The organism is Evtepia gabavorous, assembly GCF_003425665.1.
Taxonomy (GTDB): Bacteria; Bacillota; Clostridia; order Oscillospirales; family Oscillospiraceae; genus Evtepia; species Evtepia gabavorous.
The window spans coordinates 1-19,901 of record NZ_QQRQ01000038.1 but is presented as its reverse complement, the minus strand read 5'-3'; the positions used below and the strand labels follow the sequence as shown (position 1 = coordinate 19,901).

11 protein-coding genes are annotated in these 19,901 nt (G+C 53.9%); 2 read left to right on the top strand and 9 right to left on the bottom strand.

Going from position 1 to position 19,901, the window contains the following annotated elements; genetic code table 11:
* Positions 1 to 238: 238 nt before the first annotated feature.
* A complete protein-coding gene (locus DV520_RS11520) occupies positions 239 to 1,198 on the bottom strand; it encodes a hypothetical protein (RefSeq protein WP_117142957.1) in 960 nt (319 codons plus the stop codon).
* Positions 1,199 to 1,214: 16 nt separating this feature from the next.
* Complete coding sequence (locus DV520_RS11515) at positions 1,215 to 2,048, bottom strand: hypothetical protein (RefSeq protein WP_117142956.1); 834 nt, start codon at positions 2,046 to 2,048, stop codon at positions 1,215 to 1,217.
* 230 nt (positions 2,049 to 2,278) lie between these two features.
* On the opposite strand from DV520_RS11515, the gene DV520_RS11510 reads away from it, so the two are divergent.
* On the top strand, positions 2,279 to 5,146 hold the full coding sequence (locus DV520_RS11510; RefSeq protein WP_242984699.1) for an S-layer homology domain-containing protein: 2,868 nt from the start codon (positions 2,279 to 2,281) through the stop codon (positions 5,144 to 5,146).
* Positions 5,147 to 5,353: 207 nt separating this feature from the next.
* Here DV520_RS11510 and DV520_RS11505 read toward each other — a convergent pair whose 3' ends face one another.
* The 6 genes from DV520_RS11505 to DV520_RS11480 all read right to left on the bottom strand — a co-directional run bounded on the left by DV520_RS11505 (position 5,354) and on the right by DV520_RS11480 (position 13,349).
* A complete protein-coding gene (locus tag DV520_RS11505) occupies positions 5,354 to 8,269 on the bottom strand; it encodes an S-layer homology domain-containing protein (protein WP_117142952.1) in 2,916 nt (971 codons plus the stop codon).
* Between the two features lie 228 nt (positions 8,270 to 8,497).
* The gene (locus tag DV520_RS11500) at positions 8,498 to 9,199 is read right to left on the bottom strand and encodes an ABC transporter ATP-binding protein (protein WP_117142959.1); all 702 of its coding nucleotides are present in this window, start codon (positions 9,197 to 9,199) and stop codon (positions 8,498 to 8,500) included.
* Between the two features lie 11 nt (positions 9,200 to 9,210).
* On the bottom strand, positions 9,211 to 10,008 hold the full coding sequence (locus tag DV520_RS11495) for an ABC transporter ATP-binding protein (RefSeq protein WP_412355420.1): 798 nt from the start codon (positions 10,006 to 10,008) through the stop codon (positions 9,211 to 9,213).
* 37 nt (positions 10,009 to 10,045) lie between these two features.
* Positions 10,046 to 11,101 carry a branched-chain amino acid ABC transporter permease gene (locus tag DV520_RS11490; RefSeq protein WP_021920318.1) on the bottom strand — a complete coding sequence of 352 codons (1,056 nt, stop codon included), beginning with the start codon at positions 11,099 to 11,101 and terminating at the stop codon, positions 10,046 to 10,048.
* 10 nt (positions 11,102 to 11,111) lie between these two features.
* Positions 11,112 to 11,993, bottom strand: coding sequence for a branched-chain amino acid ABC transporter permease (locus tag DV520_RS11485; RefSeq protein WP_021920319.1), 882 nt, complete (start codon positions 11,991 to 11,993; stop codon positions 11,112 to 11,114).
* 177 nt (positions 11,994 to 12,170) lie between these two features.
* Positions 12,171 to 13,349, bottom strand: a complete 1,179-nt coding sequence (locus tag DV520_RS11480; RefSeq protein ID WP_021920320.1) for an ABC transporter substrate-binding protein — start codon at positions 13,347 to 13,349, stop codon at positions 12,171 to 12,173.
* Positions 13,350 to 13,840: 491 nt separating this feature from the next.
* On the opposite strand from DV520_RS11480, the gene DV520_RS11475 reads away from it, so the two are divergent.
* Positions 13,841 to 16,846 (top strand): S-layer homology domain-containing protein, encoded by a 3,006-nt coding sequence (locus DV520_RS11475; protein WP_117142950.1) that lies wholly within the window; start codon positions 13,841 to 13,843, stop codon positions 16,844 to 16,846.
* 172 nt (positions 16,847 to 17,018) lie between these two features.
* Here the strand turns inward: DV520_RS11475 and DV520_RS11470 are convergent.
* On the bottom strand, positions 17,019 to 19,901 hold a 2,883-nt coding region (locus DV520_RS11470), incomplete at its 5' end, for an S-layer homology domain-containing protein (RefSeq protein ID WP_133308868.1).

Here is a 19,901-nt window from a genome sequence, read left to right as displayed (position 1 = left end):
GCCCCGGCGCCCATGACCATGACAGACAGCATCACAGCCACACAGAGCACCAGGCTCAGAACCTTCTTCTGGGGGAATCCCTTATCCATCAATGCTTCGCTCCGCAATTTCCCACGGATTTTACACGGAACTCCCACAAAACTTTGCAGTTATTATGTAATGAAAAAGGCCCAATGAAAACGATCCCGGTGCCTATGGTAAAGCACCGGGATATGTCTTTTGCAGGAGGACGGTCTCCTTATTGTGTAAACAGTACCGTTTCCTTTCCCCACAATAAATCCCCACTGACGTGTGTTGCGGTGAGGGTTGCTCCGTCAACGGCAAGGGTAAAAATCCCCCAAAAAGCAGGGGTATCATGGTCATCTGTCAGTTCGAACAATACAGCTCCAGCCGGGTATTGGGTTGAATTGGAGATAACGTAAAACGTTCCGCTTTTTTGATCGGTTGCCTGGTCCATGGAGGAACCGGACCAGAGAGACATGGTCCCGTCCGAGGAGAAGACCACCCCTCCATCCTCTGATTCCCATTGCCCTAAAAAGTCAGCGGATATGGGAGAATCCTCCGCCTGGTATCGGCTGAAGTCATACACATTGGGCGAAACCGGGCGTGCTACCGTACCATCACAAAGACTCAGCGCGGGATGATACTCCATTTTTTCCCCGTCTGCCCCCGTGAGTGTGACCAACAGATTCGGGATGATATCACTGACATTTCCGATGAGAACCACAGGGCGTCCATCCTGGCTTTCGTATAGGATTTCACCGGGTTCCCCTTGGTAGTGATTGCTTTCGTTTGAGAGAAAGGCCTGTACGGTAAGGGTTGCCTTCTGATCCCGGGGAACAAGGCAATAGGCTTCAGAACCTTCATACGCTATGATTTGCTCTTTGGGAAGGGTTTCTAAAAAGGGGTAGTCCTCCAGATACCCTGCCTCACGGATGACACGGGGGAGAGCCTCCGGATCACCGTCTGGGAGGTTCCCCAAGAAAGCAATGCCACAGAAATATCCGCCCTCATCCAACTCGCGCCTGAGCTGGGAAAGGGAGGGATCTTCTGGCTGGTCGCTCGGCTGCGCTTCTTGTCCCAGATCACTTGCAGAAGGACCTGAGCCGGCATCTTCGGGCGGTCCTCCACAGGAAGTCAGCCCGGCCAGCAAAAAAAGGGCGAGAATAAGGGAGAGAAAACGTCGCTTGAAAAACATTGATATCCTCCTGCGATTATCCATCGATGCTTAAACTGTTGATCATTCCTTGAATCTCTTCATTCCATACGGATACATACGTATCCCCTGTAAAGTAAATATAGGCCGCATACATGGAGTAGGTTTCATTGCCCATGTCTTTTCCAAAGTTGACGATCACCTCACTGTGCCAGCCCTCTGCGTCCTGATATACAATTGCCCGAGCAGGATAGCCCGCGACGGTGTATTCCATGGTCTGATAATCCTGTACATTCTCGTTGGTTTCTTTTTCATCAAAACCGGCCAACCATTCTGTCACCCGTTCTTCCGTATCCAGCTTTGTGATCCAGCCTTTGACGCCGTCTTCTGTGTAAAGATCAGACAATCCAGCTGGATCTTGCTGGAAAAGGTCTGTGGGATACCGAACCGCATACAGGTTTCCATAGCAGGTAAACGTGGCAAAAGAACCACTGCTGGAGGATGCCTCCTGCCCGTCCTGACCGGTTCCCTCCTGAACAAACGTGTATTCCATCCCCATCATTTCCAACGAGAGTTCGTTGCCCTGGAGTGTACCAGCTCCTACCATCTTGCCAGCGATGGTCATCGTAAAGTTTTCCCCTTCCAATTTCCATTCCGCTTCGTCCGCTTCCTCTGTAAGAAATGTGGTCACGGTCCCATCTGCGTTCAGCTCCAACCATTTCCCGTTGGGGTTCATGGTCAGACCATCCAATGTAATTCCCGTGCAGAGGTACTTCCCCAAATAGTCTGCATCCGCATTCCCTGTGGTTTGGGGATTGGAGGCATTGCTCTCACAGGCGGAAAGGCCGATGGTCAGAGTACAGATCAAGAGGAAACGAAGGAGTTTTTTCATATCTTTTGTCCTTTTCTGTGGAATGGTTTTATTGTACTCACATCAGAGGCAGTTGTCTACTGAATTTTTATGAACAACAGGAAATTCGGGAGCAAATCACTGGAACGGAAAAACCTGGAGAAGCTGTGGGAACGCCGTGGAAAACCTGTGGGAAATTGAGAGGCAAAGCGTTGTGAGATAAGGGCTTTCCCCAGAAGAAGGTTCTGAGCCTGGTGCTCTGTGTGGCTGTGATGCTGTCTGTCATGGTCATGGGCGCCGGGGCGGCGTTCTCGGATCAGGACAAGATCGAGAACACTGAGGCCGTTGATGCCTGCGTTGCGCTGAACATCATCGGCGGGTATCCCGACGGGTCCTACAAGCCCGAAGGGAACATTAAGCGGTCCGAGATCACCAAGATGATCTGCGTGGCCCTGAACGGCGGCAAGGAGCCCAATGTGAGCACCAACTCGAAGCCCACGTTCAACGACGTGCGCGGCACCAACGCTGCCTGGGCGGAGGGCTACATTGAGGCCTGCGTGGCCCAGGGCATCGTGTCTGGTGTGGGCGGCGGCCGGTTCAGCCCCAACGGCAACGTGACCGGCACCCAGCTGGCCAAGATGCTGCTGGTCTGCCTGGGCTATGACGCTGGCATCGAGGGCTTCGTGGGCAGCGCTTGGGAGACGAATGTCAATGTTCGTGCTGCCCAGAAGGGCCTGTACGAGGGCCTGGAGAGCATGGACACCGCTGCCGCTCTGACCCGCGACAGTGCGGCCCAGATGGTGTGGAACGCCATGAATGCCTACGAGGTGGAGTACAAAACCACCATCGTCACCGACGAAAATGGCAACCTGATCACCCAGAACGTGGCGGAAGACAAGCAGGCCATCGGCGAAGACAATAAGCTTGTCCGTGTCACTCTGCTGGGCGACAAGTACGAGGCCTCTGTTTACGAAGGCATTCTGGTGGCTTCCGGTGAATATGGTATTCAGGGCAAGAGCGCCGGCAAGGATAAGCTGACACTCCAGGTGAAAGCCGTCAATGGCGCCTCTGTTTCCACTGCCCGTGAGTCTACTTTCAAGTACGCCAACGATATCACTGACCTGATGGGGCAGTATATCAAGGTTCTGGTGGATGACAAGACCAACGCCTACGGTGTATTCCCCGTTGCAGACCAGAATGTGGTTGCCTCCGCTACCTTCGACAAGGTAAAAATCGACGGCACCAAGATCTCTGTGGACGGCACCGCCTACAACTACAATGACGGTGCCATTGAGGGCATTGAAAAGACCAGCGGAACCGAGCTGAAGATCAGTGAGCTCACCGGCACCAAGTATGCTGAAGTCGCTTCCGGCGATGTGATCACCTTCATCTCCAATGACGGTGACTCCAAGATCGACTTGGCCATCGTTAACCCCATGAAGTCTGCAAGCTCCTCCCTGGACAAGGTGACCTACGTTTCCAAGACAGAATTTGTGGCTGGCGGCAATTCCTATGAATTCGACGACGTCATCGCCCCCAACGACCTGGCCAAAGGGGACTATGTTGCCTACTATGAAAACACCTACACCGGCGACAAAGAGTTTATCAAGGCAGACAAGGTATCTGGCAAAGTGACTTCCACTAAAGATTCTGGTAAGGAAGTTAAGATCGGAGACAACTGGTACAAGGTTGGCAATACAACCCCTGATTCCCCCTTCTATCAGGCTCTGATGAAGAAGGGTGACGCCGTGGAACTCAACTCCACCGTGACCGCCTATGTTGTCAACGGCGTGATTTACTACGCCAACGCAGAGACCGCTGGCTCTACGGACACCGCTCTGGTCCTGGCTGCCCCTGGCTCCATGGACACAAACGGCAACTATCAGGTGAAATTGCTCTTCTCCGATAAGACAACGAAAGTTGTTCCCGCCGATCAAAAGTATGACGGTCTGGAAGGCAAGCTGGTCACCTGGGAGGTCTCCGACGATGTGTATGAATTGGAGGCTGTCTCCGCTGTGAACAAGGCGGGCGGCGATGTCTATGCTGAAAGCACGACGGGCTTTGAGAAAGCAGATAAGACTCTGGCCGAAAAGAAGGTTGCCAGCGACGCTGTGATCTATGTCACCTATAAAGACGGCACCAAGGACAAGGAAACCGTTCTGAGCGGCAACGAGCTGAACGGGCTGGGCGGCGACCTGAATGGCAACGTCTACTACGTCCTCACTGACGGTCTGATCTCCCTGGCCTACATTGATTCCGACAGCTATCTGCCTGGCGCCAACGCCACCCAGCTGTACGGCTATGTGGTCTCTTCTGTCTCTGAAAACAACGACAACAACGTGAAGTATAAGCAGTATGACGTCTACACCACCGACGGCAAGCTGGTGGAAGGGGTCAAGCAGAAGGCAACCACCTCGGTTAAAAAGGGCGACTTCATCAAACTGAATCTGACCTCTGACAACTACGCGGAGGGTGTTCAGAAGCTGAGTGAGATCGAGACGAACGCAGGTGCTCTGCTCAACTATGGTGACGACTATCTGGTTGTGCTCGGCAGCAACGGGAAAGCGACAAACATCAACCTGGATGATGATGTGAAGTATCTGGAGGTCAACACCGAGGACGTCAAGGGCATTGGCAACGAGGCCAACTTGGAGAAAGCCTCTGAGACTGGAATCGCCAACGAGTACTATGCGAACGTGTCCTACTATGTAGAGGGCGGCGAGGCTCTGCTGGTTGTCATTGATACCACGGGAAAGTGGAACAACGGTACAACGGATGTAACTGTCACACAGCGTGAGGCGACTACTCCGACAAAAGCACAGGTTGCTACTGCGACTACTTCGGCTGGGAGTTTGACGGTCACTGGCTCCTCTATTAATATCACTGACGGCGAGACAATAACTCTGACTGGTTATTCGGGAACTGCTAATAAGTTCGATGTAAAGCTGACCGCAGCCAGCAGTACGAGTGCAACTATGACGCTGGAGGGCAACATCCTGAAGAATGGTCCGGTTATCGCGACTGGGAATAAGGCAGATATTGAAGTGACTGGCGAGGGCAACATCACAGGTAAAATTGTGATTACCGGCGACGGTCTGGCCACCAAGACCATTAACTTCACAATTAAGGTCCAGAAATAATCCAAAACTCTCTTTTGCGGCTTGCCTGGAACGGACTCCCTGAGAGATGTGGGCGACTGCGTGCTATGGCAAGATGAGAAACTGTAAGGCAGCCACCAATCTATTTGCATGGCGGCCATCAGCTGACGAAAAGGGAAAGCCCCCTCGAATTTCGAGGGGGCTTTCCTTTTTTACTCAATCCTTCAGTTCAAATCGTCAGACGACAACTTAGGAGACAGTGACATTAATTGTGTAAACAACGTCATTGCAGTTATCCTGAGAAATCGTCACTTTGAACGTCACCTTACCAGCCTTAGTCAGAGTAAGGTCACTGCCAGAAGTGTATTCACCGGCAGTCACCGGGTCACCAGAAACAGTGATGTTATCCTTAGTCTTCTCCGCAGTCGTCACAGTCAGCTTCAGTTTATCGGCTGAGCTTGCAGCGAAAGTACTCGCAGTCACTTCGTAGGTCTTCTTAGCAGCATCGTAGGTGAAGCCGTTGACAGTCAATCCGCTACCGCTGCCAGCAGTCAGGGAAATACTCTTCGGAGCCGCAGCATCTTTCTTCACCGTTTCGGCGTCATCCCACTTGTTCTTGGTGTCAACAACAATCAGGACAATCTCTTTGTCATCGTTGAGCACATACTTGGCGTTCGCATAGTAGACACCCTCGTTGGCTGTCTCGGAAGCCTCGGACAGGGAGCCGCCCTTGACGCCCTTGCTGTCGGCGGTGTTGACGTACAGATACTTCGCGTCGTCGGCCAGGTCGTAGTCACCGTCGTAGTAGAAGCTCACCCAGGAAGCGGTGAAGTCCTTGATGGCGACAGGATCGGACACGTTCAGCTGATAGCCTATATCCGCTTCACTCTCGGACTTAACGCTCTCAATGAAGTTATCCTCTGTCATCTCGAAGGAGATCAGGTCGCCCTTCTTAATATCAGCGCTTTCGCTCTTCACCTTCACCTCAATGGATTCCTCCTCGGAGGTCCACACAGTAAAGGAGCGGAACGAGATATCGTCCTCCTTGTTGGAGACAACATCAGAGGTCACATAGCCATACAGCTTATCCGCGTTGGAACCGGGCAGGTAGGAGTTAGACTTGAGCAGGACAACGGTGGCCAGACCGTCATCGATCACGGCAGTGCCGCTGGTGCCAAAGTTGGCGCCCAGAGCATTCAGGGTTTCGCCGGAGATCACCTTCTGCTTGTCCCCGCCGTCTTTGTAGATTACGTAGACAACAGCGGAGTCTGCAACACGATAATCGCCGCTATCGGTAGTTACTTTCTTTTTGGTCTTGTCAAAGCTTTTCAGAGTAACGACACTGTCCCCGCCAGCCGTGTTACCAGATGCTACTTTCTTCAGTTCATAAGCACCATCGTTGATGTCATAAGTAACCAACTCGCCAACAAAACCTGAGTTATAGGGTTGGTCCGCACCGATCACCTTGGTGGAACCATCAGCAAACAGCAGTTTAACCTGATAGTTTCCATCGGTGTCCATGGAGCCAGGGGCAGCCAAAACGTATGCGGTGTCGGTAGAACCAGCCTGCTTCTCATCCACATAGTAGGCAACGCCGTTGATGCAGTACAGATCATAGGTGCCACCGTTGCTGGCCTCTTTACCAGCGATTCCGACCATGCCATCGAACGATCCATTCTTCTCAGCAGCCAGAGCATACCAGGTGCCGTCCACCTTCACATCAGTGGCGGGATTGCCCTTGGTGCCGGTCACCTTGCCGCTGACCTTGTCAGCCTTGACCAGCTTATAGTTGTCGGTATACAGGTCTTTGTAAATGGCAACGTAGTCGTCCTTGGCCAGATCGTCGGGAATGATATCCTCGGCCGGGTCATAGGTTTCGCCAGCAGCGGTGATTTCATCCTCGCCAACATAAGTAACTTTGCCAAACTCGATCATCGGGTTCACAATCGCCAGGTCAAACTTGTTGTCGCCATCGTTGGAGATGAAGGTGATGACGTCGGCGGAGTTGGAAGCCTCCTTCTTGAGGTCATTCATCGTCTTATTAGTAAGGCCCTGGATGGGGGCGGCGGCACCAGGATCGCCATCGATCCAAGCAAACTTATATTCAGTGCCGTCGATTTTCACTTTGCCGTCTGCGGTGCTGGTCGCCTTAGACACCAGCTCCACATCGGAGAAAGCGGCGGTGACCACAGTATTTTCCTTGGCCACGGGGAACACGCCGTAAGCGTCGCCCTTGTTGTTGACCAGGACTTTGACATACTGCATGTACAGGTTGGTCACATCGTTGGAGTAGGTCCAGATCTGATTGGTTACCTCGTCCTCTTTCAAAGTGGCGCCGTTGAGCTTGTCAACGTTACTCATTCCAATTTTGTCTTTGCCGGCGGTGCCCAGTTCGCCGGCGCCAGTCAGGATGCCTTCGTAGATGCCGGCGCCGCTGTACTTGTCTTCCAGCAGGGTGATCTTGTTGCCATTTTCGCCAGTCTTGTCGACCAGCTCCACCTTGGAGACCAGCTGGCCGTTCTCGCTGACCAGAGTGTACTTATAAGTGACCTCGGTGGCCTGGAGTGCGTTCCACACCATCTGCGCCGCGTTGTCGCGGGTCAGTGCGGCGGAGACATCCAGACCGGACAGCCCTTCGTAGATGCCTTTCTGGGTGGCAACCACGTTTACATTGGTGTCCCAAGCATTGCCGGTAAACTCCTCAATGTCTGCGTCATAGCCCAGGCAAACCAGCAGCATCTTGGCCAGCTGGGAGGCGGTCACGTTGCCGGCGGGGCTGAACCGGCCGCCACCCACACCGGACACGATGCCCTGGGACACACAGGACTCAATGTACTTCTCTGCCCAGGCAGCGGTGGTGCCGCGCACGTCAGAAAAGGTGGGGGTACCGGGGGTAGCCAGATTCGGCTCTTTGCCGCCGTTGAGGGCCACACAGATCATCTTGGTGATCTCAGACCGCTTAATGTTGCGCTCAGGATGATAAGAACCATCCTCGTACCCGCCGATGATGTTCAGCGCAGAGCACGCATCAACGGCCTCGGTGTTCTCGATCTTGTCCTGATCCGAGAACGCCGCCCCGGCGCCCATGACCATGACAGACAGCATCACAGCCACACAGAGCACCAGGCTCAGAACCTTCTTCTGGGGGAACTCCTTGCCCCGCAATGCTTCGCTCCGCAATTTCCCACGGATTTTACACGGCGTTCCCACGCAATATTTTGAGCAAACATAAGCTAATTTTCGCAACAAAGAGCAAGGAAACTCCCGGAACAAAATTCGTACACTGTCTCTACCGTGCGGATTGGCGGGCCCACCAGGCGGCAAAAACCCGGCCTGTGGAGAATCCACAGACCGGGTCTGAAAAGACGATATTTTCTCAAGAGGGAACGCTCCTCAGCCTCCCAGATAAGCCTTTTTGATGGCAGGGCTGGACAGCAGTTCCGCGCCGGTGCCGGTGGTCACGATTTTTCCGGTCTCCAGTACGTATCCTCGGTCCGCCACGGAGAGGGCGGCTTGGGCGTTTTGCTCCACCAGGAGGATGGTCGTCCCCGCTTTATGGAGGTTTTGGATGATCTCAAAGATCTGCTCCACAAGAATGGGAGCCAAGCCCATGGACGGCTCGTCCAGCATCAGCAGCTTGGGATGGCTCATCAGCGCCCGGCCCATGGCCAGCATCTGCTGTTCGCCGCCGGAGAGGGTTCCGGCCATCTGCTTATACCGCTCTTTCAGCCGGGGAAAGAGTTCGTACACCATCTCCAGGTCCTGCTGAATGCCGCTGCCTTTCTGGGTAAATGCGCCCATCTCCAGGTTTTCCTGGACCGTCATCTGCAAAAAGATCCGCCGGCCCTCCGGAACCAAGGCCAGGCCTTTGGCCACCACTTTATGGCTGGGCACCTTGGCCAAGCTCTCCCCTAAAAACGAGATGGAACCGGTTTTACTGCGCAGCAGACCGGACACGGCATTCAGTGTCGTGGACTTCCCCGCACCGTTGGCGCCGATCAGCGTGACAACCTCTCCCTCCTGCACCTCGAAGGAAATGCCCTTGATGGCGTGGATGCTGCCGTAATAGACGTTGATGTCCTCTACTTTCAGAATCGTTCCCATGCTCAAGCCTCCTTCTGTTTGCCCAGATAGGCCTCAATCACAGCGGGATTGGCCTGGACATCCTCCGGGGTTCCCTTGGCGATAACCCGGCCAAAGTTCAAAACGCAGAGACCCTCGCAGATGTTCATCACCAAATTCATGTCGTGCTCAATGAGCAGCACCGCGATCTGGAAGGTGTCCCGAATCTTCCGGATGTTCTCCATCAGTTCCGCCGTCTCGGAGGGATTCATGCCGGCCGCCGGCTCATCCAGCAGCAGCAGGGAGGGATTGGTGGCCAATGCCCGGACAATCTCCAGCCGGCGCTGGGCGCCGTAGGGCAGAGAGCCCGCTTTCATCTGCGCCATATCCTCCATGTGGAAAATGGACAGCAGCTCCATCGCCCGCTCATGGGCAATCTTTTCCTGCTTCCAATACTTGGGGGTACGGAAAATACCGCTCCACATGCCGTAGCTCATCTGGTTTTCCATGCCTGTTTTGACATTGTCCTCCACCGACATGGCATTGAACAGACGGATGTTCTGAAAGGTTCGGGCAATGCCTGCCTTGTTGACCTGCATGGTGTTCATGCCATGGGTGTCCTTGCCGTCCAGCAGGATGGTTCCCTTGGTGGGCTGATACACCTTGGTCAGCAGGTTAAAAACCGTGGTTTTTCCCGCGCCGTTGGGGCCGATGAGGCCGGCAATCTCCGTCCGGCCGATGGTCAGGTTGAAATCGTCCACGGCCTTCAGGCCGCCAAACTGAATCCCCAGGTTGATACACTCTAAAATGGGGCTTTTATCAATGTCCCGTTCCGGGATCATACTGTTGGAAGGGATCGTCACCAGCTTCGATGCCATGTCAGACAACCTCCTTTTTCTTCTTCTGTCCTGGTTTCAGCCGTCTCAGGAAGGATTTGAAGGTATCATTGTTGGTGGCCAGCATGACCAGAATCAGCACAATGGCGTACACCAGCATCCGGTAATCCGAGAATTCACGCAGCGCCTCGGGCAAAATAGTCAAGGCGGTAGCGGCAATGATGGAACCCAGCATATTTCCCAGGCCGCCCAGCACCACGAACACCAGGATCAAGATGGAAGTGTTAAAGTCAAACTTGTTGGCCACAATGGTAGTATAGTTCATGGCGAACAAGGTACCGGCCGCGCCAGCCAACGCTGCGGACACGGTAAAAGCCATCAGCTTGTACTTGGTCACATTGATTCCAACGCTTTCCGCCGCAATCCGGTTATCCCGCACCGCCATAATGGCCCGGCCAGACCGGCTGTTGACCAGATGAAACACGATAATCAAGGTGATCAGGACCAGAATCACACCGATGACAAAGTTGGACAATCTGGGGATAGACTGCAGGCCCATGGGACCGCCGATCACCAACTGACCGTCCTCCGCCAGGTTGGTCTTGTCGCTGAGCAGGCTCACATGCAGCCCGCTGCTGTCGATGCCCACAAACAGGTTGTTGAAAATCCCCTTGATGATCTCTCCAAAGGCCAGGGTCACGATGGCCAAGTAGTCCCCCTTCAGCCGCAGGACAGGGATGCCAATGAGAAAGCCCACCAAAGCGGCAAACAGGGCGCCCACAATCATACCGACAATCAAACGGACAGGCCCGGAGGAGACGTGGTTCCCCAGCGCCACCGCCGCGGTGACGCCGGTGAAGGCCCCCACACTCATAAATCCCGCATGGCCCAGGGAGAGTTCTCCCAGCACACCCACTGTCAGGTTCAGGGAAACGGCCATGACCACGTAGGCGCAAATGGGCACCAGCATTCCCTCCATGGTGGAGGAGAGGCCGCCTGTGCTGCTGAGAATCTGCATCACCAGAAAGGCAAGAATCACAACGGCATAGGTCACATAATTGTTGCGGGTGGTTTTGTTCAAACGCAATGTTCTTTTCACGGCTGCCACCTCAAACTTTCTCTCGGATCTGCTTGCCCAGCAGACCGGCCGGTTTGACAATCAGCACGATGATCAGTACCGCGAACACGATGGCGTCAGACAACTGGGTGGAGATGTACGCCTTGGCAAAGATCTCAATGATACCCAGCAGGATGCCGCCGACCATGGCGCCGGGAATGGAACCAATCCCGCCGAACACCGCCGCGGTGAACGCTTTGATCCCGGGCATAGCGCCGGTGGTGGGCACCAGGGTGGGATACGCCGAACACAGAAGCACACCGGCAATGGCCGCCAGACCAGAGCCAATGGCGAAGGTCAGGGAAATGGTCCCATTGACATTGATGCCCATCAGCTGCGCTGCCCCTTTGTCCTCTGAACAGGCCCGCATGGCCTTGCCCATTTTGGTCTTGCCGGTGAACCAAACCAAGGCGATCATAATGACCACACAGGCGAGAATGGTCACCAGCGTCACGTAGGGAATGGTCAGCTGCCCGTCAAACAGGGAGAGGTTCCCGTTGGCCACCACAGGGGGAAACACCTTGGGATTGGAGGACCACAGCAGCAGGGCGGCGTTTTGGAGGAAATAGCTCACACCAATGGCTGTAATCAGCACAGCCAGAATCGGCGCGGCCCGCAAGGGCTTATAGGCCAGCCGTTCGATGACGATCCCCAGGATCGTACAGACAATCACGGCCAGGATGACGCCCACCACAGCGGGGAGCTCAAAGCGGGAAGTGGCATAGAAGCAGATGTACGCGCCCACCATGATGACATCGCCGTGGGCAAAGTTCAGCATCTTGGCGATGCCGTAGACCATGGTATAGCCCAGGGCGATGATGGCGTAAATGCTTCCCAAGCTAATCCCGCTGATCAGAAAACTCAGAAAGGTCATATTGGTTCCCTCATATCTTTCAGTTTTTTCATCGTCAGCACTTGGAGAATGCTTCAGTGCGGATCGGAAAGCGGCCGGACAAGGCAGCCTCTTTCCGATCCGCGCTGTCCTTTGGAAGACAGCCGGGGCGGCTTGTGATAAGCCGCCCCAGCCGCAGTATGCCAATTCGTTGGAGGATCAATCCAATCCGACGTAAGCACCGTCCTGAATGACCATGCCTCTGGGATCCTTGGAGACCGCGCCGGTCTCATCCCAGGTCACCTGAACGCCGGTCAGACCATCGAAGGTCATGGAGGTGAATTCCTTCTTCATCAGGTCGCACAGGGTTTCCGCGTCCATGTCGGGGGTGGCCTTGGCGTTGGTCAGCGCCTGATAATAGGCGTAAACACAGTCATAGGCATCGGCTGCAAACTGGTTGGGAACCTCACCGAACTTCTCCTGATAGGTCTTCACAAAGGCTTGGGTCTTTTCATCCTCTGCGTCGGCGTTGAAGGGGGTCAGCAGCATGACACCCTCTGCCAGGCTTGCATCAAAGCCCTCCATCGTCAGGATGCCGTCCATGCCGTCCACGCCAAACCAGGCAGGAGCATAGTTCATATTCTTGGCCTGGGCCAGGATCAGGGATGCAGGCTGATAGTACATAGGCAGGAACACCAAGTCCGCGCCTTTGTTTTGGGCATCGGCCAGCTGGACGGAGAAGTCCGTGTCGTTGCCGTCTGCAAAGGTGGTGTCACTGACGATTTCCAAGCCCAGTTCTTCCGCCTTTTCCAGGAAGTTCTCATGGATTCCCTTGGAATACACATCGTCATTTTTCCAAATCACAGCGATCTTCGTGCCAAGCTTTTTCTCAGAGATGTACTGGGCGGAAGCGGAACCCTGGTTGGGGTCCATAAAGCACATCTGGAAGACGTTATCCTTCCCCTCAATGTTGGCTGCGGAGGAAGCGGAGGGCGTCAGCGCAAAGATGCGATCCGCATTATTCTCCACGGAGGTGGACTCACCGGGCTTAGAAGTGACAGAACCCAGGGAGATCTGCATTCCCCAGTCCTTCAGGGTATTGTAGGCGTTGACAGCCTTTTCAGGGTCGTTGACATCGTCCTCATAACGGAGGTCAAACTGGATGTCTCCCCCCAGCGCGTTGATCTCGTCCACTGCAATTTGGGCGCCGTTTTTGGCGGCCACGCCGTAGATTGCCGCAGAGCCGGTCAGGGGACCGGTACCGCCCAGCTTGAAAGCAGCGCCCGTGGCGGTGCTCTCACCGTTGTTGTCTCCCGCGGGCTGCTCATCACCGCCGCAGGCGCACAAGCCCAGGACCATCACAGCGGCCAAGGCTGTACAAAGCAACTTTTTCTTCATGTCATTTCTCTCCTTTTCATTTCTTATACAAAAAGCATTGTCTGAATCAAATGATTCACGCCGCTTTCGTGTATCTGACTTTTTGTCAACTTTTTTCGATGTAAACCAAAGATTGTATCTTTTTCATGGATTTTTTGCGTTTTTTGTATTATACAACGGTTATTTAGAATCTTCAAGTGTCAACACAACTTTTCCGCGCTTCCTCCCTTTTTGCCGGTTTCCCCGGGAAGCGCCCTGTTTTTTTTGGTGATTCTGCGCTCGAAAATTGTCAACCTATCAATTTTTCTTCCCTTTTTTCTCACTTTTATCAAGGCAAACTTTCAAAATATTGTACGTCATTGTCTCTGTATCAGAGAAAATTTTTCCTCCGCCGGATACAAAGCAGTGTGCTCCACCGGCACATTTTTAGGGCAATAGGAAGAAGTTGAACCCGAAAAAAATCCGTGGGAGTTCCGTGTAAAATCCGTGGGAAATTGCGGAGCAAAGCATTGATGGATAAGGGATTCCCCCAGAAGAAGGTTCTGAGCCTGGTGCTCTGTGTGGCTGTGATGCTGTCTGTCATGGTCATGGGCGCCGGGGCGGCGTTCTCGGATCAGGACAAGATCGAGAACACCGAGGCCGTCAATATGTGCACTGCGCTGAACATTATTGGCGGGTATGAGGATGGTTCCTATCATCCGGAACGGAACATTGAGCGGTCTGAGATCACCAAGATGATCTGCGTGGCCCTCAACGGCGGCAAGGAGCCTAACCTTGCTGTTCCCGCAACGCCTACTTTCTCTGACGTGCGCGGTTCCGCTGACGCTTGGGCAGAGAAGTACATTGAATCCTGCGCAGCCCAGGGCATTGTGTCCGGTGTGGGTGGCGGTCGATTCAGCCCCGCTGGCAACGTGACCGGCTCTCAGCTGGCCAAGATGCTGCTGGTGGCCCTGGGCTATCGCGCCGATGAGGCCAACTTCACCGGCAACGGCTGGGACACCAACGTCAACGTGATTGCCACCCAGAAGGGCCTGTATGAGGGTCTGGAGAACATGGATGTCTCCGCTGCGCTGACCCGTGACAACGCGGCCCAGATGATCTGGAATGCGCTCCAGGCTGTGGAGGTGGAGTACACCTACACCCTGGTCACCGAGAACGGCCAGCTGGTCTCCAAGGTGGTTGTGCAGGATAAGGCACCCGCCACGGTTGGCAGCAATAAGTATGATTACACTCTGCTGTACGACAAGTACAAGGCCGTGATGACCAATGATGCCGACACTTATGACACCCTCACTATGACTAAGTATAAGTGGAACGACAAGAACGGCGAGTATGACTACACGTTCACGGACGACGAGAATAATGAACATACGTTCTCCAGCGCTGCCGACTATACTGCGTTGTTTGCGCAGCAGGTTAATGTTGTCTATAAAAACACCACAGATAAGCCTGTCTACGGCATCTATGCAGAAGACTCCCAGGTTCTCTATGAAGGCATTGCCGGAGATATTGAGACCAATGACCAGGATTCCATCAAAATTGATGGGGTGAAGTACAAGGTCGATGATGACAAGGGCTTGGATGGTGTTGAATACTATGCTGAAAATGCCTATACTGCTAAGAAGTCTACTGATGCACAGAACTACTACACCGTCCGCGTGATTGACCTGGATGGTGACGACGAGGTGGACTGCGTGGTCTATCTGCCCTTCACAGTGGCAGAGGTTACTTACGTTGGCTCCAAGTATATCCAGGCCAGCGGAAAGTATGAGTTTGAGGACTGCAACATCTACGACGGCATTGCCAAAGACGACTACGCTGTCATCGTTTCCGGCACCAATACCGCTGACGGGAAGGACACCTTGACCAAGGCAGAGGTTGTTTCCGGTGAGGTCACTGTGGTGAACGGAGATGACTACACCATTGACGGCGAAGTCTATACACTGGCGAGCGGTGTTTCTAACACCAATCTTGAACTGGGCAACGATGTCGAGGCTGTCGTGGTGAATGGCTACATTTTCGCTGCGGAGCTGGTTTCCGGTTCCATCTCTATGGATGATGTTGTCTATATCAATGGCACGGAGAAAAAGGTCAGCTACGGCGAGACTACGCTGATGGCCAGAGCTGTCTTTGCCAATGGCGAGACAGCTGAGATTGAGATTAAGTCTGTGGATGGTAGCGATGCTGTAACAAAGGGCGACGACGAGGCGACCGTCATAGAGGTCAACGATGGTCTGTGGGCCTTTGAGATGGACGGCGACAAGTACGAATTGAAGACCATCTCTGTGGGTGATGACGCGAACTTCGACACCACCACCAACAACAAAACTGTCGGTGATGACCGGATCGGCGGCCTGCGCGTCAATGATAACGCAGTTGTCTTTGTGAAAGATGGCGAGGGTGACGTTACTGTGCTGACTGGCGCCGATGTCAAGGCCTGGAGTGAGGCAGCTCGGGAGTCGGTTGTTGCCTACGCCAATAACACCTCCGGCTATGCCTACGTCGAGCTGGCTGCCATTACTGTTGAAGGTGACGTACCCGGTTCCGCGTACAGCGACATCTATGGCTACGTGGTAAAGACCCTTGGTGAGACCCAGGAGGACAACACAAAGTACACTTCCTTCCTCGTCTGGACTGGGGCGGAGAACGAGACCATCAAGGTTAAGACCGGTAATGTGAAGGGCGACATTGAGAAGGGCTCTTTCGTGAAGGTTTCCGGGGACGAGATTTCCGCGCTGAATCTGGCAACCTCCGCAGCAGCCGTGGCAGCCACGGATGAAGAGACCGTCTCCTTCATCGGGAATTCCACTGAGTACAAGATTACCAGCGACACCAAAGTGATCTATGTGGACACCGAGGCCGTGGCAGGAGAAGAAGGTGGCTCCATCGCGGAGGCAACCGACCACAACCAGGATGGCAGCTTCGAAAAGAACGTGGTTTATGTTGTCGACACCGACAACAAGGATGAACTGCTGGTCCTCTTTGTGGACACCAACAACGAGCTGAAGGGTACTGAGCCGGTTGTGAAAACCACTGTGAGTGCGGAAGGGGTATTGACTGTGGACGAGGTTCTGCCTACCACCAGTTCTACGATTTACCCCGTTGCAGAAAATGTGGAAAAATTGACCAGCAAGAATATCGGGAATGTAAACGGTGGATTGTTTAGCGGGTTTGACCTTGATAGCTTAAAAGGTAAAGCGGCTACTACCGTAACCGTAAAGATTCCCGTAAGCGGCGAGAAGGTTGCCATTCGTCAGACCAACAAGGCCCTGGCCGGTGCGTCTACCGATGGCAGAGTCAGCGATGGTGTTAAGGTGGCAGGGTACACTGACATCAGAGGCGACATCCTTGAGCTTTCCGTTGTTGTGATGCAGGGCGAGAATGTGAAGCTTGAAGTTGTGAGCAACGCGAAAGGTACCTATGGTGATGATTTCGAAACGAACAACACTGCTTTTGGGAAAGAAGAAGGCATTGTGACTTATACCATTGATACCTCTGGCATTTCCTTTGCAAAGTAATTTTGCCTGTTTGACTGTAATCAACAGAAGATAGCAGAAGCTCCCGGGGATACCCCGGGAGCTTCTTTGCTGTTTTGTTCCAAGGTTGAATCGCATGAAAGAAGAGCCCCCGGACGGGAAGTTCCCGTCCGGGGGTTGTTTGGAGGGTATGATAGGTAGGTCTCCCTCGGTATTATTCCTTAACTGTCAGGCCAGTGGTAGTTACAACATATGTTGCAATAACGCCAGTGTCATCCGAAACCGTTACAGTAGCGGTCTTACCTTCTTGAATCAGGAGCGAATAATCGCCATTCGTCTCGCCGCCATTACTGTTCACACGATCGTAGGTCCCGATCTTCTCGCCATCAGAGAAGGAAGTCGAATAGTACACCTTCAGTGCATCGTTCTTCTGCGTGATGGTCACACTACCGCTCTCTGGGATAATGCCTTTCAGGGTAACGGCAGTCAGATCAGTATCGTTGCCTTCCTTGCCAGTAAACACATTGTTCAGAGCAGCAGGAACGCCTTTAGTCACTTCACCAGCCAGGTTAATGGTAGTTGTAGTGCCCTTAACAGATACAGTTGCCTTGGCACCAGTAGCAACGTTTCCAACAACATTGGCAACGTCCTTGCTCGGAACCGTTACACTGTTATCCCAGCCGTCAGCAGCGGTGTTCAGAGCAACCATAACCACGTCGCCGGTGGAAGAATCAACAACATACTTCACGTTGTTGTAACGATTGCCATCAGCGGTCTCATACGCCTGTTCCAGACCGTCGCCGGCCACGCCTTCTTCCCCGTTGACGTAGATGTACTTCACGTCATCGTCGAAGGTCAGGTCTTCGCCGTTAAACAGAACCATGTAGTCCTTGCCGAACTGGTCAATCGCGCCGGTAGCAACCGTCAGTTTGTTCGTACCGTCAGAGGTAGACAGAACGCCCTCAATGAAGTTGTCGGACGTCATGTCGAAGGAGATCAGATCGCCCTTCACGATGCTTGTACCGGTCGCCTTCATCTTCACAACCTGCTCCTCGTTGCTGCTGGTCCAAACGGTGAACTCACGGTACTTGCCGTTGCTGTCCTCGCGGGTGGTGCCAGCATCGGTCACGTAGCCGTACATCTTATCCGCGTTTGCGCCCGGCAGGTATGCGGAGCTCTTCAGCACAACCACGGAAGCCAAGCCATCATCGATAACGGCGATGCAACCCTTATCTGCTGTGAAGTCGCCGCCCAGATTATTCAGCTCTGCGCCAGTCATTGCACGGTACTTCACATCGTTGGAGCCGGTCTCCTGATACTGGATGTAGACCACAGCGTCACTGGATACACGGTAGGATTTGCCGCCGACAGTGATCTTTTTATCAGCTTTGACAAACTTGCCATTGGAAGTATCGCTCACAACAGAATCGCCGCCGGCCTCGTTTGTTCCGTCTGCGACCTTGGTCAGCTCATAAGCAGAGCCTTCCATCTCGTAGGTAACCAAATCGCCGTTGTTGATGCTGCTAAGCGCAGAGGTATCTTTCGCGGCAATGGTCTTCTCGGAACCGTCCGCGAACAGGACGCGCATCTGGACATTGCCGTCCGCGTCGATGCTGTTGGTCTTACGGATCACAAACGCTGTGTCGGTGGAGCCACCGGCCTCCTTTGTGACCTGGTAAGCCACTCCGTTGATCACATAGAGGGTCAGAGTATCACCGGTCCCGTTAACGGAGTCACCCTTGGCAACGACAGCATTCTGGAAGGGCTCGTTGGCATTCTTATTGCCCAAGGTATACCAGTTGCCATCAATCTCCACGTCAGTAATCGTGCTGCCATTACCCTTGGTGGCATCCACCTTGCCGGTCACCTTTTCAGCCTTCACCAGCTTGTCGTTGCCAGTGAACGAATCCTTGTATACGGCAACGTAGTCGCCCTTGACCAGGCCGTCAGGGATGATGTCGTCCTCCTCGAAGGCGCCGGGCACGCCGGTGACGTTGACCTTTTCAGAGTCCACATAGGTGACCTTGCCGAAGCTGGTCATGGGATTCACAATGGCCAGATCGAACTTGTTGTCGCCGTCGTTGGAGATGAAGGTGATCTGATCGCCGGAGCGGACTTCGGCCGCGATTTCGTTGATGTACAGGGGGCCACCAGAAGAATTTTTCACGCCATATACCATGCCGGATTCTTTGCCAGATGTTTTGTTGACGTCATAGTTATAAGAAGTTCCGCCAATTTTAATCTTGTCACCATCCTGCTTCACGTTGGCAAAGATGTCGGTGACCACAGTATTTTCCTTGGCCACGGGGAACACGCCGTAAGCGTCGCCCTTGTTGTTGACCAGGACTTTGACATACTGCATGTACAGGTTGGTCACATCGTCGGAGTAGGTCCAGATCTGATCCTTCGTGTCATCCACTGTGGCGCCGTTGAGCTTGTCAACAACAAGCATTCCAATCTTGTCTTTGCCGGCGGTGCCCAGTTCGCCGGCGCCAGTCAGGATGCCTTCGTAGATGCCGGCGCCGCTGTACTTGTCTTCCAGCAGGGTGATCTTGTTGCCCTTTTCGCCAGTCTTGTCGACCAGCTCCACCTTGGAGACCAGCTGGCCGTTCTCGCTGACCAGAGTGTACTTATAAGTGACCTCGGTGGCCTGGAGTGCGTTCCACACCATCTGGGCCGCGTTGTCGCGGGTCAGTGCGGCGGAGACATCCAGACCGGACAGCCCTTCGTAGATGCCTTTCTGGGTGGCAACCACGTTTACATTGGTGTCCCAAGCATTGCCGGTAAACTCCTCAATGTCTGCGTCATAGCCCAGGCAAACCAGCAGCATCTTGGCCAGCTGGGAGGCGGTCACGTTGCCAGCGGGGCTGAACCGGCCGCCGCCCACACCGGACACGATGCCCTGGGACACACAGGACTCAATGTACTTCTCTGCCCAGGCAGCGGTGGTGCCGCGCACGTCAGAAAAGGTGGGGGTACCGGGGGTAGCCAGATTCGGCTCTTTGCCGCCGTTGAGGGCCACACAGATCATCTTGGTGATCTCAGACCGCTTAATGTTGCGCTCAGGATGATAAGAACCATCCTCGTACCCGCCGAT

What these genes read in the sequence shown, in the direction of transcription:
- DV520_RS11520 (WP_117142957.1), bottom strand. Translation starts at nt 1,198, where the DNA reads ATGTTTTTCAAGCGACGTTTTCTCTCCCTTATTCTCGCCCTTTTTTTG.
- DV520_RS11515 (WP_117142956.1), bottom strand. Translation starts at nt 2,048, where the DNA reads ATGAAAAAACTCCTTCGTTTCCTCTTGATCTGTACTCTGACCATCGGC.
- DV520_RS11510 (WP_242984699.1), top strand. Translation starts at nt 2,279, where the DNA reads ATGCTGTCTGTCATGGTCATGGGCGCCGGGGCGGCGTTCTCGGATCAG.
- DV520_RS11495 (WP_412355420.1), bottom strand. Translation starts at nt 10,008, where the DNA reads ATGATCCCGGAACGGGACATTGATAAAAGCCCCATTTTAGAGTGTATC.
- DV520_RS11485 (WP_021920319.1), bottom strand. Translation starts at nt 11,993, where the DNA reads ATGACCTTTCTGAGTTTTCTGATCAGCGGGATTAGCTTGGGAAGCATT.
- DV520_RS11480 (WP_021920320.1), bottom strand. Translation starts at nt 13,349, where the DNA reads ATGAAGAAAAAGTTGCTTTGTACAGCCTTGGCCGCTGTGATGGTCCTG.
- DV520_RS11475 (WP_117142950.1), top strand. Translation starts at nt 13,841, where the DNA reads ATGGATAAGGGATTCCCCCAGAAGAAGGTTCTGAGCCTGGTGCTCTGT.